At 73.8% G+C, this 18,967-nt stretch carries 18 protein-coding genes; 10 read left to right on the forward strand and 8 right to left on the reverse strand.

Features of this window, described 5'->3' with window-relative positions; all coding sequences use genetic code 11:
* Positions 1–145 precede the first annotated feature (145 nt).
* Positions 146–1,657 (reverse strand): long-chain-fatty-acid--CoA ligase, encoded by a 1,512-nt coding sequence (locus IH25_RS0127775; RefSeq protein WP_030616319.1) that lies wholly within the window; start codon positions 1,655–1,657, stop codon positions 146–148.
* A 74-nt stretch (positions 1,658–1,731) separates the two neighbouring features.
* Positions 1,732–2,919, reverse strand: a complete 1,188-nt coding sequence (locus IH25_RS0127780; RefSeq protein WP_030616323.1) for a thiolase family protein — start codon at positions 2,917–2,919, stop codon at positions 1,732–1,734.
* A gap of 143 nt (positions 2,920–3,062) precedes the next feature.
* Between IH25_RS0127780 and IH25_RS0127785 the strand changes: the two genes are divergently transcribed.
* From IH25_RS0127785 to IH25_RS0127800, 4 genes are all read left to right on the forward strand, one after another.
* Positions 3,063–3,872 carry an alpha/beta hydrolase gene (locus IH25_RS0127785; protein WP_030616326.1) on the forward strand — a complete coding sequence of 270 codons (810 nt, stop codon included), beginning with the start codon at positions 3,063–3,065 and terminating at the stop codon, positions 3,870–3,872.
* Between the two features lie 125 nt (positions 3,873–3,997).
* Positions 3,998–4,489 carry a Dps family protein gene (locus IH25_RS0127790; RefSeq protein ID WP_030616327.1) on the forward strand — a complete coding sequence of 164 codons (492 nt, stop codon included), beginning with the start codon at positions 3,998–4,000 and terminating at the stop codon, positions 4,487–4,489.
* A 53-nt stretch (positions 4,490–4,542) separates the two neighbouring features.
* The gene (locus tag IH25_RS0127795) at positions 4,543–4,884 is read left to right on the forward strand and encodes a DUF3140 domain-containing protein (RefSeq protein ID WP_030616330.1); all 342 of its coding nucleotides are present in this window, start codon (positions 4,543–4,545) and stop codon (positions 4,882–4,884) included.
* 3 nt (positions 4,885–4,887) lie between these two features.
* A complete protein-coding gene (locus tag IH25_RS0127800; protein ID WP_030616334.1) occupies positions 4,888–5,535 on the forward strand; it encodes a hypothetical protein in 648 nt (215 codons plus the stop codon).
* Between the two features lie 111 nt (positions 5,536–5,646).
* Here IH25_RS0127800 and IH25_RS0127805 read toward each other — a convergent pair whose 3' ends face one another.
* Positions 5,647–6,501 (reverse strand): Cof-type HAD-IIB family hydrolase, encoded by an 855-nt coding sequence (locus IH25_RS0127805; RefSeq protein WP_030616337.1) that lies wholly within the window; start codon positions 6,499–6,501, stop codon positions 5,647–5,649.
* 218 nt (positions 6,502–6,719) lie between these two features.
* On the opposite strand from IH25_RS0127805, the gene IH25_RS0127810 reads away from it, so the two are divergent.
* The 5 genes from IH25_RS0127810 (at position 6,720) to IH25_RS0127830 (ending at position 12,610) form a co-directional block, all read left to right on the forward strand.
* A complete protein-coding gene (locus IH25_RS0127810; protein WP_030616339.1) occupies positions 6,720–7,529 on the forward strand; it encodes an SAM-dependent methyltransferase in 810 nt (269 codons plus the stop codon).
* Positions 7,530–7,578: 49 nt separating this feature from the next.
* Positions 7,579–8,982, forward strand: a complete 1,404-nt coding sequence (locus IH25_RS0127815; protein ID WP_030616342.1) for a type I glutamate--ammonia ligase — start codon at positions 7,579–7,581, stop codon at positions 8,980–8,982.
* A gap of 2 nt (positions 8,983–8,984) precedes the next feature.
* A complete protein-coding gene (locus tag IH25_RS0127820; RefSeq protein WP_030616344.1) occupies positions 8,985–10,208 on the forward strand; it encodes an amidohydrolase family protein in 1,224 nt (407 codons plus the stop codon).
* A gap of 16 nt (positions 10,209–10,224) precedes the next feature.
* Positions 10,225–10,752, forward strand: a complete 528-nt coding sequence (locus IH25_RS0127825) for an NUDIX hydrolase family protein (RefSeq protein ID WP_030616347.1) — start codon at positions 10,225–10,227, stop codon at positions 10,750–10,752.
* A gap of 97 nt (positions 10,753–10,849) precedes the next feature.
* Entirely contained in the window at positions 10,850–12,610 is a 1,761-nt protein-coding gene (locus IH25_RS0127830; RefSeq protein WP_051754147.1) for a hypothetical protein, read from the forward strand.
* On the opposite strand, the gene IH25_RS0127835 is transcribed toward IH25_RS0127830, so the two are convergent.
* The 5 genes from IH25_RS0127835 to IH25_RS0127855 all read right to left on the reverse strand — a co-directional run bounded on the left by IH25_RS0127835 (position 12,587) and on the right by IH25_RS0127855 (position 18,303).
* Positions 12,587–14,965 (reverse strand): tetratricopeptide repeat protein, encoded by a 2,379-nt coding sequence (locus IH25_RS0127835; RefSeq protein ID WP_157847028.1) that lies wholly within the window; start codon positions 14,963–14,965, stop codon positions 12,587–12,589. The two genes, IH25_RS0127830 and IH25_RS0127835, sit on opposite strands and share 24 nt — an antisense overlap.
* Positions 14,966–15,171: 206 nt before the next feature.
* Positions 15,172–15,642 (reverse strand): hypothetical protein, encoded by a 471-nt coding sequence (locus IH25_RS0127840; protein WP_030616356.1) that lies wholly within the window; start codon positions 15,640–15,642, stop codon positions 15,172–15,174.
* Positions 15,643–15,791: 149 nt separating this feature from the next.
* On the reverse strand, positions 15,792–16,295 hold the full coding sequence (locus IH25_RS0127845) for a flavin reductase family protein (RefSeq protein WP_051754148.1): 504 nt from the start codon (positions 16,293–16,295) through the stop codon (positions 15,792–15,794).
* The gene (locus tag IH25_RS0127850) at positions 16,292–17,251 is read right to left on the reverse strand and encodes a 3-hydroxyacyl-CoA dehydrogenase NAD-binding domain-containing protein (protein ID WP_030616363.1); all 960 of its coding nucleotides are present in this window, start codon (positions 17,249–17,251) and stop codon (positions 16,292–16,294) included. The genes IH25_RS0127845 and IH25_RS0127850 overlap by 4 nt, the downstream gene beginning before the upstream one ends.
* Positions 17,248–18,303, reverse strand: coding sequence for an LLM class flavin-dependent oxidoreductase (locus IH25_RS0127855; protein ID WP_245172898.1), 1,056 nt, complete (start codon positions 18,301–18,303; stop codon positions 17,248–17,250). The genes IH25_RS0127850 and IH25_RS0127855 overlap by 4 nt, the downstream gene beginning before the upstream one ends.
* A gap of 174 nt (positions 18,304–18,477) precedes the next feature.
* On the opposite strand from IH25_RS0127855, the gene IH25_RS39955 reads away from it, so the two are divergent.
* Complete coding sequence (locus tag IH25_RS39955) at positions 18,478–18,963, forward strand: MarR family winged helix-turn-helix transcriptional regulator (protein WP_157847029.1); 486 nt, start codon at positions 18,478–18,480, stop codon at positions 18,961–18,963.
* Positions 18,964–18,967: the final 4 nt, after the last annotated feature.

Consider the following 18,967-nt stretch of genomic DNA (forward strand, 5'->3'; position numbering starts at 1 on the left):
CATGATCAACCCACGCGTAAGGACCGTCTCGCGAGCCGGTCCATGACAACGCGTCCTGGCACGCGCCGTGTCACGCGTCGTGTCACGCGCCGTGTCACGCGTCCTGGCACGCGCCGTGCCACTCGTCGTGGCGACCCCCGCCGCGTCACCGCCCCACGTACCGTGCCCGCAGCTCCCGCTTGAGCACCTTCATGCTGGGGCCCAGCGGCAGGGTGTCCGTGAACTCCACGCGGCGCGGGTACTTGTGCCGGCCCAGGTGTTCCTTGGACCACTCGGTGAGGGCGGCGGCATCCGGGGCGGTGCCCGGGGCCGGGACGACGACGGCGCACACCTCCTCGCCGTGCAGTTCGTCCGGCAGACCGATGACGGCGACTTGGGCGATCTCCGGGTGCCGCATCAGGACCTCCTCGACCTCGCGCGGGTAGACGTTGTAGCCGCCGCGGATGATGATGTCCTTCTTGCGGTCGACGATCCGCAGGAAGCCCTCGTCGTCCTTGGTGCCGAGGTCGCCGGTGCGGAACCAGCCGTCCACCAGCGCCTCGGCGGTGGCCTCGGGGCGGCCGAGGTAGCCGGAGAAGACGTTGTGGCCGCGGATGACGACCTCGCCCAGCTCGCCGGGCGGCAGCAGCTCGATCCGGTCCTCCACGTCGGCGCGGGCTATCTCCGCGTCGACGCCCCACAGCGGGTGCCCGATGGTGCCGGCCTTGGCGCCGAACACCGGCTGGTTGACGGTGGCGGCCGGAGAGGTCTCCGACAGCCCGTAGCCCTCGTAGATCCGCGCCCCGAAGGCGGCCTCGAACCGCTCCAGTACCGCGACCGGGAGCGAGGCCCCGCCGGAGACGCACAGCCGCAGCCCGGGAAGGCGCCCGGCGTCGGCGGCGGCCGCCGCGAGGGCGACGAACATGGTGGGCACGCCGTGGAAGGTGTTCACGCCCTCCTCGACCATCAGCTCGATGGCCCGGGCCGCGTCGAAGCGGGGCAGCAGCACGAGCGTGGCGCCCGCCCGCCAGGTGGAGTGCAGGGAGACCGTCTGGCCGAAGGCGTGGAACAACGGCAGCGCGCCGAGGGCGATGTCGTCGGCGCGGACGTCGTGCGCGTCGAAGGCGTTGACGGTCGCGTTCATCACCAGGTTGAAGTGGCTGAGGACGGCGCCCTTGGGGACACCGGTGGTGCCGCTGGTGTAGAAGATCACCGCCGGGTCGTCGGCGGCCCGGGTGACGTACGAGGGCAGCGGCTCGGCGTCGGCCGCCAGTTTGTCCAGCTCCTCCCCCAGGGTGACCACTCGGACACCGGCGGCCGCGGCCGCGGCCCGGCCGGTCTCGGCCTGGGCCGGGTGGACGAGCAGCACGGTGGCGCCGCTGTCCTTGAGGACGTGCTCGACCTCGCCGGCCGACAGCAGCAGGTGGACGGGGACGACGACACCGCCCGCCGCGGCGATCGCGTAGTAGGCGACCGGGAACTCGGCGGTGTTGGGGGCCATCAGGGCGACATGGTCGCCGGGCCGTACGCCGAGGCCGGTGAGCGCGCCCGCCCGGGCCAGCGCCCGCTGCCACACCTCGGCGAAGGTGAGCCGCAGTTCGCCCTCGACCAGGGCGGTCTTGCCGGGGCGGCGCCGGGCGTTCTCGGCGAGGATGGCGGCGACGGACAGGGTTGCCATGGAGTGCTGCTCCGTTTCCTTGCTGCGGCTCGTACTACCGGATCCCCGTGCGGGGAGCCCCCGTCGAAGACTTCTCAGTGCCGCTCGACCAGCACCGCGCTGCCCTGGCCCACGCCCACGCACATGGTCGCGAGGCCGCGCCGGGCGCCCGTGCGCCCCATGCGGTGCAGCAGGGTGGTCAGGATGCGGGCGCCGGAGCAGCCGAGGGGGTGGCCGAGGGCGATGGCGCCGCCGGTGGGGTTCACCAGGTCGGGATCGAGGCCCAGTTGGTCGACGCAGGCGAGGGCCTGGGCGGCGAACGCCTCGTTCAGCTCGGCCTCCTGGAGGTCGCCGGTCTCCCAGCCGGCCCGGGCGAGGACCTTCTGCGTGGCGGGCACCGGGCCGAGGCCCATCACGTCGGGGTGGACACCGGCGGACGCGCCCGCGACATACCGGCCGAGGGACTCCAGGTTGAGGTCGTTCAGGGCCTCTTCGCTGACCAGCAGCAGCCCGGCGGCGCCGTCGTTCATCGGCGAGGCGTTCCCGGCGGTGACGGTGCCGTCCGCGCGGAAGGCCGGCTTGAGGCGGGCCAGCTTCTCCAGCGAGGTGTCCTCGCGGACGCACTCGTCGTGCTCGACAGTGACGCCGTCCGGGCGCTCGACGGGCAGGATCTCGTCGTCGAAGTGGCCGTTCTTGCGTGCGGCGGCGGCGAGTTGGTGGCTGCGCAGGGCGAACTCGTCCTGCCGGGCACGGGAGATGCCGAGGCGGGCGGCGACCTCCTCGGCGGTCTCGCCCATGGAGAGCAGGCCGTGCAGTTCCTTCATGGCGGGGTTGACCAGCCGCCAGCCGAGCCGGGTGTCGTAGGTCTCCATGCGGTGCGGCAGGGCGTCGTCGGGCCGGGGCAGCACGAAGGGGGCGCGGCTCATGGACTCGGAGCCGCCGGCGATCACGATGTCGGCCTCGCCCGCGGCGATGGTGCGGGCGGCGGCGGTGACCGCTTCGAGCCCGGAGGCGCACAGCCGGTTGACGGTGGCGCCGGGCACGGAGTCGGGCAGTCCGGCGAGCAGGGCGGCCATGCGGGCGACGTTCCGGTTGTCCTCGCCGGCCTGGTTGGCGGCGCCCCAGTAGACGTCGTCGATGCGGGCCGGGTCGAGCGCGGGCACGTCGGCCACCAGGTGGCGGATCACGGTCGCGGCCAGATCGTCGGGGCGGACCGAGGAGAGGGCACCGCGCACCTTGCCGATCGGGGTGCGGCGGGCGGTCGCGAAGTGGACGGGACGCACGGCAAGACTCCTGACCTACGACATTGTGGATCACGGAACGCTGCAGCACTCATTAATTAGCACTGCTAGTTTTGGACTATAGACCTCCGGCCGCCCCGCTGGGAAGCTCCCCCGGGGCCGGAGCCGGGGCGACGGGAGGAGACATGCACCACGTCCGCGAGCACGTCCTCGACGGCACGCACGGAGCCCTCGCCGTACGCGAGTGGCCGCATCCGGAGCCCCGCCTGCTGGCGCTCCTGGTGCACGGGTACGGCGAGCACGCCGGCCGGTACGACGGACTGGCCGGGGTGCTGACCGGGCACGGCGCCGCCGTCTACGCGCCCGACCACGCCGGTCACGGCAGGTCGGCCGGGGAGCGGGTGCTGATCGAGGACTTCGAGGACGTGGTCACCGATGCGCACGCGGTCGCGGACCTCGCCCGCACCGCGCACCCCGGCCTGCCGCTGGTCCTGGTCGGGCACTCGATGGGCGGCCTGATCGCGGCCCGCTACGCCCAGCGGCACGGCGACGGGCTGAGCGCGCTGGTGCTGTCCGCGCCGGTGATCGGTGCCTGGGAGCTGCCGGGACGGCTGCTGGCCCTGGACGAGATCCCGGACACCCCGGTCAGCCCGGCCGCGCTGTCCCGGGACCCGGCCGTGGGCGCGGCGTACGCGGCCGATCCGCTGGTGTGGCACGGGCCCATGAAGCGGCCGACGCTCCAGGCGTTCGCCCGCACCCTGGAGGCGGTCGCGCGCGGGGGTGACGTGGGCCGGCTGCCGCTGCTGTGGCTGCACGGCGACGACGACCGGCTGGTGCCGCTGTCCGGGAGCCGGATCGGGGTGGAGCGGCTGAGCGGCGGCCGGCTGACCGAACGGATCTTCCCCGGGGCGCGGCACGAGGTCTTCCACGAGACGGACCGCGCGACGGCCCACGCGGAGCTGCTCCGTTTCGTGGACCGGGTCCTGCCCGGGTGATCCGGCCGGGCGGCGGGACCTCCGGGTGCCGCCCCCGCTGATCAGCCGGTTTGCCGACGCGTGCCGGGGGCACCCGCCCTTTCGGACATCGCAGAGGAAAGTCGAGGAAAGGGGATCCACCCACCATGGCCGTGGTCAAGAGCACACTTCCCGAAGAGGCGCTCGGTGTCACCGGCACCGCCCTCCAGGACACCCTGGTCGACCTGCTCGGGCTGTCGCTGGTCGGCAAGCAGGCGCACTGGAACATCGTCGGCCCGCGGTTCCGTTCGATCCACCTCCAGCTGGACGAGGTGGTCGGCACGGCCCGCGCCCACTCCGACACGGTGGCCGAGCGGGCCGCCGCGCTGGGCGTGTCCCCGGACGGCCGGCCGGAGACCATCGCGGCGACCTTCGCGCTGCCCGGCACCAAGGACGGCTGGCTGCGCGACACCGAGGTCGTGGAGCTGATGGTGTCCTCGCTGGAGGCGGCCATCGGGCGGCTGCGGGAGCGCATCGCCGTGACCGAGAAGGCCGACCCGGTCACCCAGGACCTGCTGATCGGCATCACCGCCGACCTGGAGAAGCAGCGCTGGATGTTCGAGGCCGAGAACCACCCGCGCGACACGTCCGCCGGCTGACCCACGGCTCCGTACACCGCCCTGGGCTAGGCACATACGGAAGGGGAGAACCCATGGCCGACTCGCTGGAACTCGACACGCTGTGGGGCGACTTCCACCGCGTGGTGAACATGAGCTCGGCGGAGCTCGCGGCCTGGCTGAAGGTCCGGGACGCCGACGAGGAGACCGAACCGCTGCCCGAGCGGGCGGGCAGCAAGACCGGGCAGCACGTCCTGGCCATCCTGCAGAAGCGCCGGACCGACCTGACCGAGGACGACGTGGAGGTCATGCGCCGGGTCGTCGACACGGTCGGTGAGCTGGTGGACGTGGAGAACGAGCCCGAGCCGGAGAGCGCCCGGGACACCGGCCGCCGGCACCGGCTGATGACGCTGGGCCACGACCCGCTCAAGCCGTAGGCCGTGAACCGCGACGAGCGCGTGCTGCGGGAGCTGGTGTCCGGGTACGGGCGGACGTTCGCCGAGGAGGCGGGCATCCGGCTGACGGACACCCCGCAGCCGCTCTACCGGCTCCTGGTGCTGTCCTTGCTGCTCAGCGCCCGGATCCGGGCCTCGGTCGCGGTGGCCGCCGCCCGCGCCCTGCACGAGGAGCACCTGGACAGCCCGCGCCGGATGGCCGAGGCCGGTTGGCAGCGGCGAGTGGACGCCCTCGGCCGGGGCGGCTACCGGCGGTACGACGAGCGGACGGCCACCCAGCTCGGGGACGGCGCCGAGCTGCTCGGCCGGCGCTGGGGCGGCGATCTGCGCCGGCTGCACCGAGAGGCGGAGGGCGACGTCGGCACCCTGCGGGAACTGCTCCAGGAAGAGCCGGGCATCGGGCCGGCCGGCGCCGGCATCTTCCTGCGCGAGGCGCAACGGGTGTGGCCGGACGTGGCGCCGTACCTGGACGGCAAGGCGCTGTCCGGCGCCGGACGGCTCGGCCTGCCCGAGGATCCGCGGAAGCTGACCGGGCTGGCCGGGGACACCCAGCCGGCCGTGCTGGCCGCCGCGCTGGTCCGGGCGGCGCTCGACAAGCGCGTGGCCGAGGAGTGTCTGCGCCGAGCCGGTTGATCGGCCAACCCGGTCCGGGAGTGGCGCCCCGAGCAGCCGCCGGCCGGCGACGGCGGCCCGGGCTCGCTCTGCGGCGGGGCCGCGCTCAAGCCGCCCCGAACCCGGCCAAAGTCACAGGCCCAGCACGTGGGCGATGGTCCGCAGCACGCCGGCGTCGTTGTTGGACGGGGCCAGGTGCCGGGCCCGGCGGATCACCTCGGGGTGGGCGCCGGCCATGGCGAAGGACCACTCGGCGGCGTCGAGCATCTCCAGGTCGTTCAGGTAGTCGCCGAACACCATGGTCTGGGCGGGCGTGACGCCGAGCGCCCGCTGGAGACGGCGCAGGGCGGTGCCCTTGTTCGCGGTGCGGTTCATCACGTCCACCCAGTGCTCGCCGGAGACGACGACCTGGTGGGTGGCGGCGAAGGGGGCGAGGGCCGGGGCGACGGTGTGCTCGGCGGGCCCGAAGTCGAACACCGCCACCTTGATCATGTCGTCCTCTACGGCGGTGACGTCCTCGACGATCCGGTGCTCGGCGTAGTACTGGCGCACCTCGGCGAGGAACGCCTCGTCGGTCCGCTCGACGTACGCCGCCCGCTTGCCGCAGACGACGGCGCCGACGTCCGCGCCGCCCGCGGCGAGCCGTCGTACCGTCCGCGCGATCTCCGCCGCGACGGACCCGTCCAGCGGGTCGGAGCTGAGTTCCACGCCGTCGCGGACCACGTAGGTGCCGTTCTCCGCGATGAACACCATGCCCTCGGCGACCCGCTCGAACTGCCGGTGCAGGGTCGCGTACTGCCGTCCGCTGGCCGGGCTGAACAGCACCCCGCGGCGGCGCAGTTCGGCGAGCATCGGCCACAGCCCGTCGGGAATCCGCTTGGCGTCGTCCAGCAGCGTGCCGTCCATGTCGGTGACGATCAGCCGGATGTCGGCGTCGCCCGAAGGCAGCGCGGCGGTGTCGAGGAGGGGGGCGGGTATGGCGGGCATGTGCTGCTTCCGGTCGGGTGCGGGGATACCGGTCCAGTGTTCCTCATCCGCCCGGCGGCCCCCGAACCGCCCGGGGTGATCCGTTTCCCGAGGCGTCCGTCTCCCGGATGATCCGTTTCCCGGGGTGTCCGTCTCCCCCGGGTGATCCGTTTCCGGGACAGAACGATCACCGGGAGGGACAATGGCGGCGGAGAACCGCATGTGAGAAGGGCGGACAGGTGAGCGAGGGCCACTCCCCGGCGACCGGGACGGCACGGCTGGACACCAGCGTGGCGCACAACGCACGGGTCTGGAACCACTGGCTGGGCGGCAAGGACAACTACGAGGTCGACCAGCGGGTGGGCGACCACATCGCGGGGATGTTCCCGGTGATCCGGGCCGTGGCCCGCGCGGACCGGGACTTCCTGGGCCGGGCGGTGCGGTTCCTGGCCGCCGAGCGCGGCATACGGCAGTTCCTCGACATCGGCACCGGGCTGCCCACGGCCGACAACACCCACGAGATAGCCCAGCGGATCGCGCCCGAGTCACGGATCGTGTACGTCGACAACGACCCGATCGTGCTGGTGCACGCCCGCTCGCTGCTGACCAGTTCCCCCGAGGGCGTCACCGACTATCTCGACGCCGACGTGCGCGACCCGGACGTCATCGTGCGCGGCGCCGCCCGGACCCTCGACCTGGAGCGGCCCGTGGCGGTGATGATGCTGGGCATCCTCAACTTCGTACCGGACACCGACGAGGCCCGGGACATCGTGCGGCGGATCATGGCGGCCGTCCCCTCGGGCAGCCACCTGGTGCTCACCCACCCGACCTACGACGCCGAGGCGGGCGGCGCGGGCAACGTGGCCGCGATGGAGTTCTGGAACGCCCACGCCACCCCGCCGATCACCGCCCGCGGCCACGCCGAGATCGCCGGCTTCCTCGACGGCCTGGAACCGGTCGAGCCCGGCCTGGTGCCGTGCTCGCGGTGGCGCGCCGGGGCGGAGGCCGCCGTGGTGCCGCAGTACGGCGCGGTCGCCGTGAAACCCTGACCCCGGGGCCCGGCCGTCCCCCACCGGCCGGGCCCGTCGAGGAGGACGCATGACCACGCTCGCCGACCCCCGACCCGGTGGCCGCCCCGGCGACCTGAACCGGGTGCCCGCCCTCACCGCGGACCTGGCGGCCCGGGGCGTGCACGGCATCGTCCTGGCGTACGTGGACACGGCGGGCGTCTGCCGGGTCAAGACGATCCCGACGGCACGGCTGGAGGCGGCCGTGGCCTGGGGAGTCGGCATGTCGCCGGTGTTCGACACGTTCCTCGCCGACGACTCCATCGTCACCACCGACGTCCTCGGCTCCCCCGACGGCGACCTCAGGCTCTACCCCGACCTCGACCACCTCGTGCCGCTGGCCGGGCAGCCCGGCTGGGCGTGGGCGCCGGTGGACCGGATCACCCAGGAGGGCGAGCGGCACCCCGGTTGCGCCCGTACCTTCCTGCGCCGGATCGTCACGGACGCCGCCGACCGGCACGGCCTGGCCTTCAAGGCGGCGATCGAGATCGAGTGGGCCATGGGCGCCGGTTCGGCGCCCGCCGACGCGTTCGTCCCGGCGGCCACCGGGCCGGCCTACGGCGCCGTCCGGCAGATGGAGCTGAGCGACTACACCGCCGAACTGCTGGCCGCGCTCGCCGCCCAGGGCGTGGACGTCGACCAGATCCATCCCGAGTACGCGCCCGCGCAGTTCGAGGTGTCGGTGGGCGCGCTGGACCCGGTGGCGGCGGCCGACCGCAGCGTGCTGGTGCGGCAGACGATCCGCGCGGTGGCCCAGCGCCACGGGCTGCGGGTCTCCTTCGCGCCGGCCTACCTCCCCGAGGGCGTCGGCAACGGCGGCCATCTGCACCTGTCCTGCTGGCGTGACGGGGTGAACCTGCACTCCGGCGGCGCGGGCCGGTACGGCATGACGGCCACGGCCCAGGCGTTCCTGGCCGGGATCCTCGCCCATCTGCCCGGCCTGACCGCGGTGACCGCGCCGAGCCCGGCCAGCTATCTGCGGCTCCAGCCCTCCCAGTGGGCGGGGGTGTTCACCGCCTGGGGCCGGGAGACCCGCGAGGCCGCCGTACGGGTCGTCACCGGCACCGCGGGCCGCCGGGACCAGGACGCCAACCTGGAGGTCAAGCCCGTCGACCTGGCCGCCAACCCGTATCTGGCGCTCGGCTGTGTGATCACCGCCGGGATCGACGGCATCACGGCGGACCGCCCGCTGCCCGGGGAGATCACCGGCGACCCGGCCCGGTACGGCCCCGACGAGGCGGCGGCGCGGGGCGTACGCCGGCTGCCGCAGTCGCTGCCGGGGGCCGTGGAGGAGTTCCGCGCGGATCCGGTGCTGCGGGCCGCGCTGGGCCCGGTCCTCGCCGACGCGGTCAGCGCCGTACGGCTCGGCGAGGCGGCGGCCGTCGAGGGGCTCTCCCCCACCGCGCTGGCGGCGTTCTACCGCTGGACGTACTGACCGTGGCCGCCCCGGGACCGGTCCACGAGGCCCTCGCCGCGCTGCCGCTGGTGGACCACCACTGCCACGGCGCGGTGACCGCCGATCTCACCGCCGGCCGGTTCGCGTCCCTGCTCACCGAGGGCGCGGCCTGGCCCGGCGTCTCCCCCTTCGACACCCCAGCGGGCGTGGCGGTGCGCCGCCACTGCGCGCCCCTGCTGGACCTGCCCCGGCACGCCCCGCCCGCCGACTACGTGGCCCGCCGCGCGGAGTTGGGCTGGCGGGAGGTCAACCGGCGCTTCCTGACGGCGGCCGGGGCCGAGGTGTTCTGCGTGGACACCGGCTTCGCCCCGCAGCCGCTCACCACGCCCGCCGAGCTGGCGGCGGCGGCCGGCGCCACCGCCTGCGAGGTGGTACGGCTGGAGCGGGTCGCCGAGGCGGTGCTGGCGCGGGGCGTGGAGGCGGGCGAGTACGCGGCCGTGTTCCGCGCCGCCGCCGAGGAGGCCGTACGGCGGCCGGGCGTGGTGGCGGTGAAGTCGGTCGCGGCCTACCGCACCGGCTTCGCCCTGGACCCCGAGCGCCCCACGGACGCCGAGGTGACCCGGGCGGCCCGGCACCGGCCGGCGCACGGCGGACGCCTGGCCGACCCGGTGCTGGTGCGGCACCTGCTGTGGACCGCCGTCGATCTGGGGCTGCCGCTGCAACTGCACACCGGGTTCGGTGACGCGGACCTGCGGCTGCACCGCGCCGACCCCGCCCTGCTCACCGACTGGCTGCACCGGACGGCCGGCACAATCCCCGTGCTGCTGCTGCACTGCTGGCCGTACCACCGCCAAGCGGCGTATCTGTCGGCGGTGTTCGAGCACGTGTACCTGGACGTCGGCCTCGCGCTGCACCACACCGGGCCGGCCCGCTGCCGGGCGGTGCTGGAGGAGGCACTGGAGGTGACCCCGTTCCGCAAACTGCTGTACAGCTCCGACGCCTACGGCGTGGCCGAGTTCCACTACCTGGGTGCCCTGTGCTTCCGCCGGGGCCTCGCCGGTCTGCTCCAGGACCGGGTGGACGCCGACGAGTTGAGTCCGGCCGACGCCCTGCGGATCGCGGACTGGACGGGCCGCGACAACGCGCGGCGGCTGTACGGGCCGCCCGTGTCCGAACCGGAGGGACCGCCCGTAGCCGATCGGGACGGGCCCTCGATGTCCGAACCGGCCCGCGATCCCGGCGGGCGCCCCACCCGGAAAGTATGATCAAGCAATGTCTGACATGACCGAGACCACGCCCGGCTGGCTGACGACCGACGAACTCGAGATGGCCAGGGCCCGGATGCCGATCCTGTACGTCGAGGCCGTGCCGGTGCGCGTGGACGACAGCGGTGAGGTGACCAGCATCGGGCTGCTGCTGCGCATCGGCCCGGACGGCACGGTCAGCCGGACCCTGGTCTCCGGCCGGGTCCTGCATCACGAGCGGGTCCGCGACGCGCTGCTGCGCCATCTGGAGAAGGACCTCGGCCCGGTCGCGCTGCCCCGCGTCCCCGCCTCCCTCCAGCCGTTCACGGTCGCGGAGTACTTCCCGACGGCGGGCATCACTCCGTACCACGACCCGCGCCAGCACGCGGTGTCCCTGGCCTACATCGTGCCGGTGACCGGTGACTGCCGGCCCCGCCAGGACGCGCTGGACCTCGTCTGGGTCACCCCGCAGGAGGCCGCGTCCCGGGCCCTGCAGAGCGAGATGCCGGGCGGGCACGGGGTGCTGCTGAAGCAGGCGCTGGCGCACGTCGGGCTGGTGTTCTGAGCCGACCGGGGTCGTGGCCGGCGCATGACGGAGGCGTGTTCCCGGCATGACTATCGTGTGCTCCGACAGGGTGAGCCGATCGTGGCCGGGAGTGCGCGTGCGGGAGACGGGCCGGCTGCCGCTGCCGTTGCGGAAGGACGGGCCGCGGTGGAGCACGGTGGTCGCCGAGCGCAGTGTGCTCGGCGTCGTGCACAACATCACGTCCGCCACGCGGCTGCTGGATCTGCTCGCCGTCTTCGAGGGCGACGAGCGGATCCAGGTGTTCTTCACGCGCACCGGCTCCTCCGAACTCGACGGCGGGACGGAGGAATTCCTCACCTCGCGTGGAATGGCGCGGATTTCGTGGCAGGACGCGCTGTCCCAGCCGTTCGACCTCGCCGTGGCGACAAGTCGCGGCGGGGAATTGCACCGCATTCCCTTTCCGCTTATAGGAGCGCCACACGGGGCTGGATATAATAAGGTCTTGAGCCGGGAGCCGGGAGCCGGGAGCCGGGAGCCGGGAGCCGGGGCGTTCGGGCTGACGTCGGAGTGGCTGGTCCATGAGGGGCGGGTCGTGCCGGCCGCGATCGTGCTCTCCCATGACGAGCAGCTGCGGCGGCTCGCGGGCGGCTGTCCCGAGGCCGTTCCCCGCGCCGTCGTCGCCGGTGATCCGTGTCTCGACCAGCTCCGCGCCGGACTGTCCTTCCGGGCGGCGTACCGGCGTGCCCTCGGACTGCTGCCCGGCCAGCGCCTGGTGGTCGTCTCCTCCACCTGGGGCCGTGACTCGGTGCTCGGCACGCCCGGGGCGGATGTGCTGCGCCGCGCGCTCGCCGAACTCCCGGCCGACGAATTCCGTGTTCTCGCCGCCGTACACCCCAATGCCTGGTACGGCCACGGCGCCTGGCAGATACGCCACTGGCTCGCCCCGCTGACCGAATCCGGAATGCTGCTCCCGGCACCGGAGAGCGAGACCTGGAAAGCCGCTCTGTGCGCCGCCGATTTCCTCATCGGCGACCACGGATCGCTCACCATGTACGGCACCGCGCTGGGAATTCCGTGCGTTCTGGGCGCTTTCCACGATTCCGCCGTGGCCCGCGACTCCCCCATGGACCGCCTAGGCCGGCTCCTCCCCCGCCTCTCCCGCGCCGTACCCCTGCTCCCCCAGCTGCTGCACGCGGCGCGCACCCAGCCGGACGACCCCGCACTGGCCGTGCTCCGGCAGAGCGTGTCGTCAGCGCCCGGCGAGTCGGCCCGGCGGCTGCGCCGGCTGTTCTACACCTGGCTGAAGCTCCCGGAGCCGGGGCACCCGGCGGCCACCCGCGCGATCCCGGTCCCCTCGCCCGGCCCCGCCGCGCCCCGGCTCCCCCATCTGCCGGCCGCCTTCGTCACCGCCACCGTCGACGAAGCCGATGACGACGCCGCGCCCGGTGGCGGTGGCACGGTCCGGATCCGGCGCTTCCCGGCCTCGGCGCAGCGTGCCCAGAGCCGTCACCTCGCCGACGCGCACCTCGCCGCCGATCCCGACGACCCCGATCCCCGCTGGCCGCGCTCCGCCGACGTGCTGCTGGTGCCCGCCGAGCGCGGCCCGCTCCCGGACGAGGTGAGCGGGTCCTCGCTCGCCCGGCGCTTCCCGGGGTGCGGACTGGTGGCAGTCGAGGAGGCCGGTCACGGCTGTACGGCACTGTTCGGCGACGGCGCCCGGCTGCACGTCCGCTGGGCCGCGCGCCCGGCCTGGGCGTCGTTCGCCGTCGCGGCCTCGGCCGCGTACGCCTGGGTGCGGTCCGGCGCGGTCCCGCCGCGGCCCGGCACCCGCGCGCGGCTGACCGTGCGGGCCGGCGATCATCCCGAGGCCGGGCTAGTCGAGTTCACCGTCCGCTGAGCGCACGGGGCTGCCGCCGAGGCGGCGCCGGGCCTCCTCCGCGCGCGGGCTGCGGGCCTGTTCGAACAGCGTGCCGGCGGCGGCCCAGTCGGCGGTCGCCCGCCGCTCGTCCCCCAGCCGCCGGCGCACGTCGCCCCGTAGGAGGCGCGCCACCGCGAGGAAGTACCCGGAGCCGCCCTTCTCGATGGCGGCGGCGGCCTCGTCCAGCGCCCGCAGCGCCTCCTCGGGCCGGTCGCAGGCCAGCCGGTCCTGTGCGTACCGCAGCCAGGTCTTGCCGATGTTGAGCGCGATGTCCGGCCCGTCCCCCAGCCGCCGGAACCGCTCGCGGGCCTCCCGCAGTGTCCGCTCGGCGTCGTCGTGCCGGCCCAGCGCGGTGTACGCGGCGCCCTGGTGGTAGGCGAGCAGGGCGCGCCCGCGCGGGTGGGCGAGGTCGCCGAGCGCCGTCTCGGCCTCGGCGAGCAGACCGAGGGCCTGCCGCGGGCGGCCCAGCTTCAGTTCCAGCAGCCCGAGCGCCTCCAGGGCGCTGGACTCCGTACGGGCCTCGCCCTCGCCCCGGCCGGTGCCGTCGCCGCGTACCGACTCCCGTGCGGCGTCGAGGTGTTCGCGGGCCCGGCGCGGGTCGTCCTCGGCGAGGCTCCACCGGTCCAGGCGGGCGAAGCCCAGCTGGAAGTGCATGCGTGCCACCGCCAGCCGGTCGCCGTCGGCGCGGGCCGCGGCGAGGCCGGTCTCGTGGGACTCGATCCACTCGGTGTGGCTGCCGGTGCGCAGGCAGAAGGTCCACAGCGCCTGGCACAGCCGCCACGCCTCCTCGTACCGTCCGGTGGCGTGGGCGAGGCGGACGGCGGCGAGCAGTCCGTCGCGGCGCCGGTCGAGTTCGCGTTCGGCGCGGGCGCCCGCCTCGGGGGTGCGCGGTACGTCCGGGTAGGCGTGGCCGGGGTCGTGGCGCCAGCGGGAGGACAGCGCCGCTTCGGCGGCCTCGGCCGTCTTGCGCAGATGGCGGACGAACCAGCCTGTCACGGCGTGGCGTTCGGCGTCGGTGTCGTCCTGTTCCGCGCGGGCCGCCGCGTGGTCGTGGACGAGGGGGTGCAGGCGGTAGGTGTCCACGCCGTCGCGCTCCAGCAGCCGTGCGGAGAGCAGTTCGTGCAGGGCGCGCCGGGCGGTGGCCGGTTCCCGGTCCGGGGTGAGCGCGTGCACGGTGTCCAGGTGGAGGTCGGTCCGGGGCAGGGTGCCGAGGCGCCGGTAGAGGCGGGCGGCGTCGGCGGTGAGGCGTTCGTAGGCGAGGTCGAGTGCGCCGGGCAGGTCGTGGGCGTCGTCCACGGCGAGCAGTTCCCATCGTGTGGTCCGGTCGGCGAGCCGGGCGGTGATGTCCTCCAGGGTGCCCGGCACCGGTGTCCTGAGCTGCCCGGCGACCAGGCGCAGGGCCAGTGGCAGCCCGCCCAGGTGCCGGACGATGGGCCGCAGCCGGTCGGGGTGTTCGGTGCTGCGGCTGACCTTCAGCAGGAGTTCCAGGGCGTGTTCGTCCTTCAGCGGGGCGATCTCCACCGGTTCGAAGTCCAGCAGGGTGTCCAGCCCGAGCGGCACGCGCTGGCCGGTCATCAGGACGATGTGCCCCGCGGAGTCCGGGAGCAGGGGCCTGACCTCGGCGGGCCTGCTCACGTTCTCCAGGATCAGCACGGCCGGCCGGGTGCGCAGTCGCTGCCGTACCAGGGCCGCCTTCGCGTCGGCGTCGGCCGGGCGGTCCTCCCGGGCCACGCCGAGCTGGGCGAGCCAGCGCTCCAGGACGGCCACCGGGTCGGCGGGGCGTCCGCGCTCGTCCCGGGCGAGGTCGGCCTGGAGCAGCTCGCCGGGCAGGTCGTCCCGGTGGGACTGGAGCCAGCGGCGCAGCGTGGTCCGCTTGCCGACGCCGGGCAGTCCGCACAGGAACATCGCGGTGGTCGCGTGCGCCTCGGTGCAGCGCGCCCAGTGGTCGTTCATCGCCTGGAAGACGGGGACGTTGTTGACGTAGTGCAGGATGTGGCCGAGCGCGACCGGGGCGGGGCTGCGCTCGATCGTCGCCGCGACCACCTCCCGCAGCCGGTGCCCGGCCTCGGGGTGGGAGACCATAAGGTCCCGCAGCCGCTGGGCCCAGGCTTCCTCCACGGCGTCGGCCGTGTCCTCGTCACCGGCCCGCCGGGCGTCCAGCAACTCCTGCCGGGACCGCTCCAGTTCCGCCTCGGCCGCCGCCTCGGCCGCGGGCGTGCCCCGCCCGAGCAGCGTAGCGAACCGTCTCCTGCCCCATCCCCACAGGTCCTGCAGGGCCAGCGTCACGAGACTGCTCGCCCCCATGCCTGCCAGGGCCAGGATTTCCGCTTCCACAGCACTCCCCACGTTCCGGACGGTTCCCGCCCACCGTAGAGATCACCGGGACCGACGCACAGGCGATCCCACCGACGAGTGACGGGATCCGGCCACTTCGCGGCGGTACGCGGTCGCGGTCGGCAGGTGGTGTCGCTTCCCCCTGCCCTCGAACACAGCGAAGACCCCCGTGCCGAAGTGGCATGGGGGTCTTCGCCGGGCGGGGGTCAGACGCGGTGGGCCGTCAGGGTGACGGTGAACGTCTCGATAAGGTTGCCCTGGGTGTCGTAGCGGCCCGAAGTGCCGGTCGAGGACCAGGTGTCGCCGTTGATGGTGCCGGTCTGGTCGGCCTTGATGTAGGAGACGACGGCGCCGGTGGAGTCGTAGATCGGGTGCTCCAGGTGGAAGGTGAACGAGGAGCCGCTCTGCTTCCAGGTGCCGGTGGCGAGGTAGGCGTTGTCCTCGGGGATCATCTTCAGGGTGCCGTTGCCGTAGAAGAAGAAGTGCGGCTCGACCGGGTTGGGACCGGCGGTGCCGGAGCCGAGCCACTCGCCGGCCAGGCTGGCGTACGTCACGTCGGCGGCGACCGGGACGTCGGCGGTGGTGGTGGCCGCGGACGCGGTGGCCGCGCCCAGGCCCGTCAGGGCGAGTACGGCGGTGGCGGCGACGACGCCGGCGCGGGTGGCGATGCTGCGCATGAGGTGCCCTCTTCCAGATGAGGTGTCGATGGTGAGGTGATGCGTGGAAGCGCTTCTGAGGTGGTGCGTGGTGCGTGGTGCGGAAATGAGTCTGTTCGGCTGTCCTAGAGCGGCGATCGAGAGCGGCTCGCAAGGCGGCTGACGTACCGTCAGGGCGCCAGTTCCCGGAAGGCGCCGTCGAAGTAGAGCATCGGGTGCCCCTCGCCCTCGCCGGTGTGGGTGACCTCCGCCACGAGGATCATGTGGTCGCCCGCGGTGTGCCGCTGCCGGATCCGGCAGGCGAGCGTGGCCAGGGCGCCGCGCACCGCCGGCGTGCCGTTGGGCAGCGTCTCGAAGGCGCCGTCCGTGAACTTGTCGGCGCCCCGGGTGGCGAACCGTCGTGCGACGCCCGTCTGGTCGTGGGCGAGGATGCTGATCCCGCAGTCGGCGGCCCGGGTGAACGTGTCGTACGACGTGGCGGTCTCGGCCAGACAGACGAGCACGAGCGGCGGCCGCAGCGACACCGAGCAGAAGGAGCTCGCGGTGAAGCCGTGCGGCGCCCCGAGCGCGTCGCGCGCGGTGACCACGACCACCCCGCTGGCGAACCGGGCCAGGGCCGCCCGGAAGCTGTCGGCGTCGACGCCCCGCACCGTGTCGGTGATGCCGCCGGTCACGGATCCGCCCTCCCGGTGTCCTCGCCGGCCCGCAGCGCGGCGAGCACGGCCCCTTGGCGCACGTCCCGCGCGGCGACCAGCCGCCGGTAGGCGTCGGCGCCCTGTCCGTACGCCCGCTCGGTCTGCTCGGCGAGCGTCCGCACGATGTCGTCGGTGAGACCGGGCGTGCCCAGGTGCTCCCACTCGGCGGCCATCCGGTCCCCGACGGCACCCAGCATCCGCCGCAGGCCCCCGGGGCCGCCGCCCAGGTGGAACGCCTGGAACGGCCCGACCGCCGCCCAGCGCAGTCCGATCGAGCCGGTCACCACGGCGTCGGCCTCCTCGGCCGTGAGGTAGCCCTCGGCGACCAGGTGCACGGCCTCCCGGAACAGGGCCGACTGCAGCCGGTTCGCGGGGGTGCCGGCCATGGGGCGGCGCAGCGCGACCGGCACCTTGCCCAGGGACCGGTAGAACGCGGCGGCCCGCTCGACGGCGTCGGGCCGGGTGCGGGTGCCCGGGACCAGCTCCACCAGCGGCATCAGATGGGCCGGGTTGAACGGGTGGCCGACCAGCAGCCCCGAGGGGTCGTCCATGGTGGCGCCCAGCGCGTCCGCGGACAGTGACGAGGACGACGACAGCAGCAGCACATGGTCCGGAGCGGCCCGCTCGACCTCGGCGAACAGCTCCTGCTTGAGGGCGAGTTGCTCGCGTACGTTCTCCTGCACGAGATCGGTCCCGGCGACCGCCTTGGCCACGTCCGGTTCGATCGTGAGCCGGTCCAGCAGCCGGTCCGGCTCTGCGGGCGGGACGGGCAGCGACGGGGCGAACAGCTCCACCGCCTCGCGCGCCGCCCGCTCGGCGTCGGCCCTGCCGGTGCTGAGCCGTACGTCGAGTCCGTGGGCGAGGAACAGCGTGGTCCAGGCCAGGCCGATGGTGCCCGCGCCGACCACGGTGACGGTGCGTACGGGCCCGGTCATCGGGCCGGCGTGGCGAAGTGCGGCGCCACCTGCCGCGCGAACAGCTCCGTCGAGCGCTTGGCGACCTCCACGGGCAGCAGCCCGGAGTGGATGGTCAGGCTGAGGGTGATGTCCGGGCCGAACCAGCCCTGGATGCGCTCGATCTGGGCGCGGATCTCGGCCGGCGACCCGGCCAGCAGCTTGTCCGCCTCCAGCTTCTTGTCGAAGTCGTAGGTGCGGGTGGCCTCGAGGATCCTGTCGTAGCCCGGGTAGGCGCTGCTGGAGACGCGTCCCCACGCGGAGACGGCCTCGGCCATGCGCTGGTTGTACGCCTCGTCGTCCCGGCGGGCCAGCCGGCGGGCCTCGTCGCCGTCCTCGGCGACGTAGGTGGGGTAGCTGAACTGCACGCGGCCCGGGCCCTCGTGGCCCGCCGCGGCGCGCGCCGCCCGGTAGGCGCCGAGCATCTCCTGGGCCTTCTCGACGGACGAGGTCGCGGGCACGAGCAGCAGGTGGTGGCCGGCGCGGCCGGCGGACTCGCAGGACTCCAGGCTCATGGCGGTGGCGACATGGGTCGGCGGGTGCGGGCGCTGCACCGGGCGCGGCTGCAGGGTGACCGGGCCGAACTTGTGGAAGCGCCCCTCCCAGACCACATCCTCCTCGGTCCACAGGCGGCGGATCGCCTCCACGTTCTCCTCGAACAGGGCGCGGCTGTCGTCGATGGACACGCCGAAGGCCGCGAACTCGTCGGGCAGGAAGGCCCGTCCGAAGCCCACCTCCAGCCGGCCGTGCGAGAGGTTGTCCAGCATGGCGAGCTTGCCCGCGAGCTTGACGGGGTGGGTGAACGCGGGCAGCACGGTGCCGGTGATCAGCCGGATGCGGCGGGTGCGGGCGGCCGCGGCGGCCAGGAAGGTGACCGGGTCGGGGCTGTAGCCGCCGTACCGGAAGAAGTAGTGCTCGACGATCTTCACGTGCTGGTAGCCGAGCGCGTCGGCGTGCTCGGCCACGGACAGTGCCTCGTCGTAGTAGGTCGCGCCGTCCTTGTCGGCGGGACCCACGGTCGGGAAGAAGGTCACTCCGAATTCCACTGTGCACCTCGCGGGCTGATGTCGACTGCGGTACGGCGACGCTCGCAAGCCGGGCTCGCAGTCGGCTGGAGGCCGGATCGAGAGAGAACGTACTTGCCAGAGACCGGACCACTGGGTAATAGTTGGTTTGTCAAAACCAACCGAGCGGGATCGGTGTCGGACATGGGACGCACGTCGGCCACTCCGCCAGGCGGACCGGACGAGCATCGCGAGGTCTCCGGTGAGGTGGCGTCGGCCCTTGCCGTGGTGGGGAACTGGATGTTCTCCACGGCGGCGAGGCGCCGCATCATGGCGGCCTCCGGTCTCGAACTCTCCATCGGGGACTACACGTTGCTCGCCCAGATCTCCCAGCACGCACCCGTGCGGCTGTCGGTCCTCGCGGACCTGATGGAGGTCGACAAGTCCACGCTCACCCCGCCCGCCAAGCGGCTGGAGACTCGCGGCTTCATCGTCCGCGAGCCCGACCCGGCGGACGCCCGCGCCCAGTTGGTGACCGTCAGCCGGGTCGGCAAGCAGGCCGTCCGCAAGCTCTGGCAGGCCCGGGCCGCCATCGTGGCCGAGCTGATGGAGGACTGGAACACCGCCGACGTCAGGAGTCTGGCCACACGTCTGGCGGCCTTCGCCGAAGCGATCGAGAAGAAGGGGTAGGGAC

Origin of the sequence: Streptomyces achromogenes subsp. achromogenes (genome assembly GCF_000720835.1) — a bacterium.
GTDB classification, from domain to species: domain Bacteria; phylum Actinomycetota; class Actinomycetes; order Streptomycetales; family Streptomycetaceae; genus Streptomyces; species Streptomyces achromogenes.

What these genes read in the sequence shown, in the direction of transcription:
- IH25_RS0127775 (WP_030616319.1), bottom strand. Translation starts at nt 1,657, where the DNA reads ATGGCAACCCTGTCCGTCGCCGCCATCCTCGCCGAGAACGCCCGGCGC.
- IH25_RS0127785 (WP_030616326.1), top strand. Translation starts at nt 3,063, where the DNA reads ATGCACCACGTCCGCGAGCACGTCCTCGACGGCACGCACGGAGCCCTC.
- IH25_RS0127790 (WP_030616327.1), top strand. Translation starts at nt 3,998, where the DNA reads ATGGCCGTGGTCAAGAGCACACTTCCCGAAGAGGCGCTCGGTGTCACC.
- IH25_RS0127795 (WP_030616330.1), top strand. Translation starts at nt 4,543, where the DNA reads ATGGCCGACTCGCTGGAACTCGACACGCTGTGGGGCGACTTCCACCGC.
- IH25_RS0127805 (WP_030616337.1), bottom strand. Translation starts at nt 6,501, where the DNA reads ATGCCCGCCATACCCGCCCCCCTCCTCGACACCGCCGCGCTGCCTTCG.
- IH25_RS0127815 (WP_030616342.1), top strand. Translation starts at nt 7,579, where the DNA reads ATGACCACGCTCGCCGACCCCCGACCCGGTGGCCGCCCCGGCGACCTG.
- IH25_RS0127825 (WP_030616347.1), top strand. Translation starts at nt 10,225, where the DNA reads ATGACCGAGACCACGCCCGGCTGGCTGACGACCGACGAACTCGAGATG.
- IH25_RS0127840 (WP_030616356.1), bottom strand. Translation starts at nt 15,642, where the DNA reads ATGCGCAGCATCGCCACCCGCGCCGGCGTCGTCGCCGCCACCGCCGTA.
- IH25_RS0127850 (WP_030616363.1), bottom strand. Translation starts at nt 17,251, where the DNA reads ATGACCGGGCCCGTACGCACCGTCACCGTGGTCGGCGCGGGCACCATC.
- IH25_RS39955 (WP_157847029.1), top strand. Translation starts at nt 18,478, where the DNA reads ATGGGACGCACGTCGGCCACTCCGCCAGGCGGACCGGACGAGCATCGC.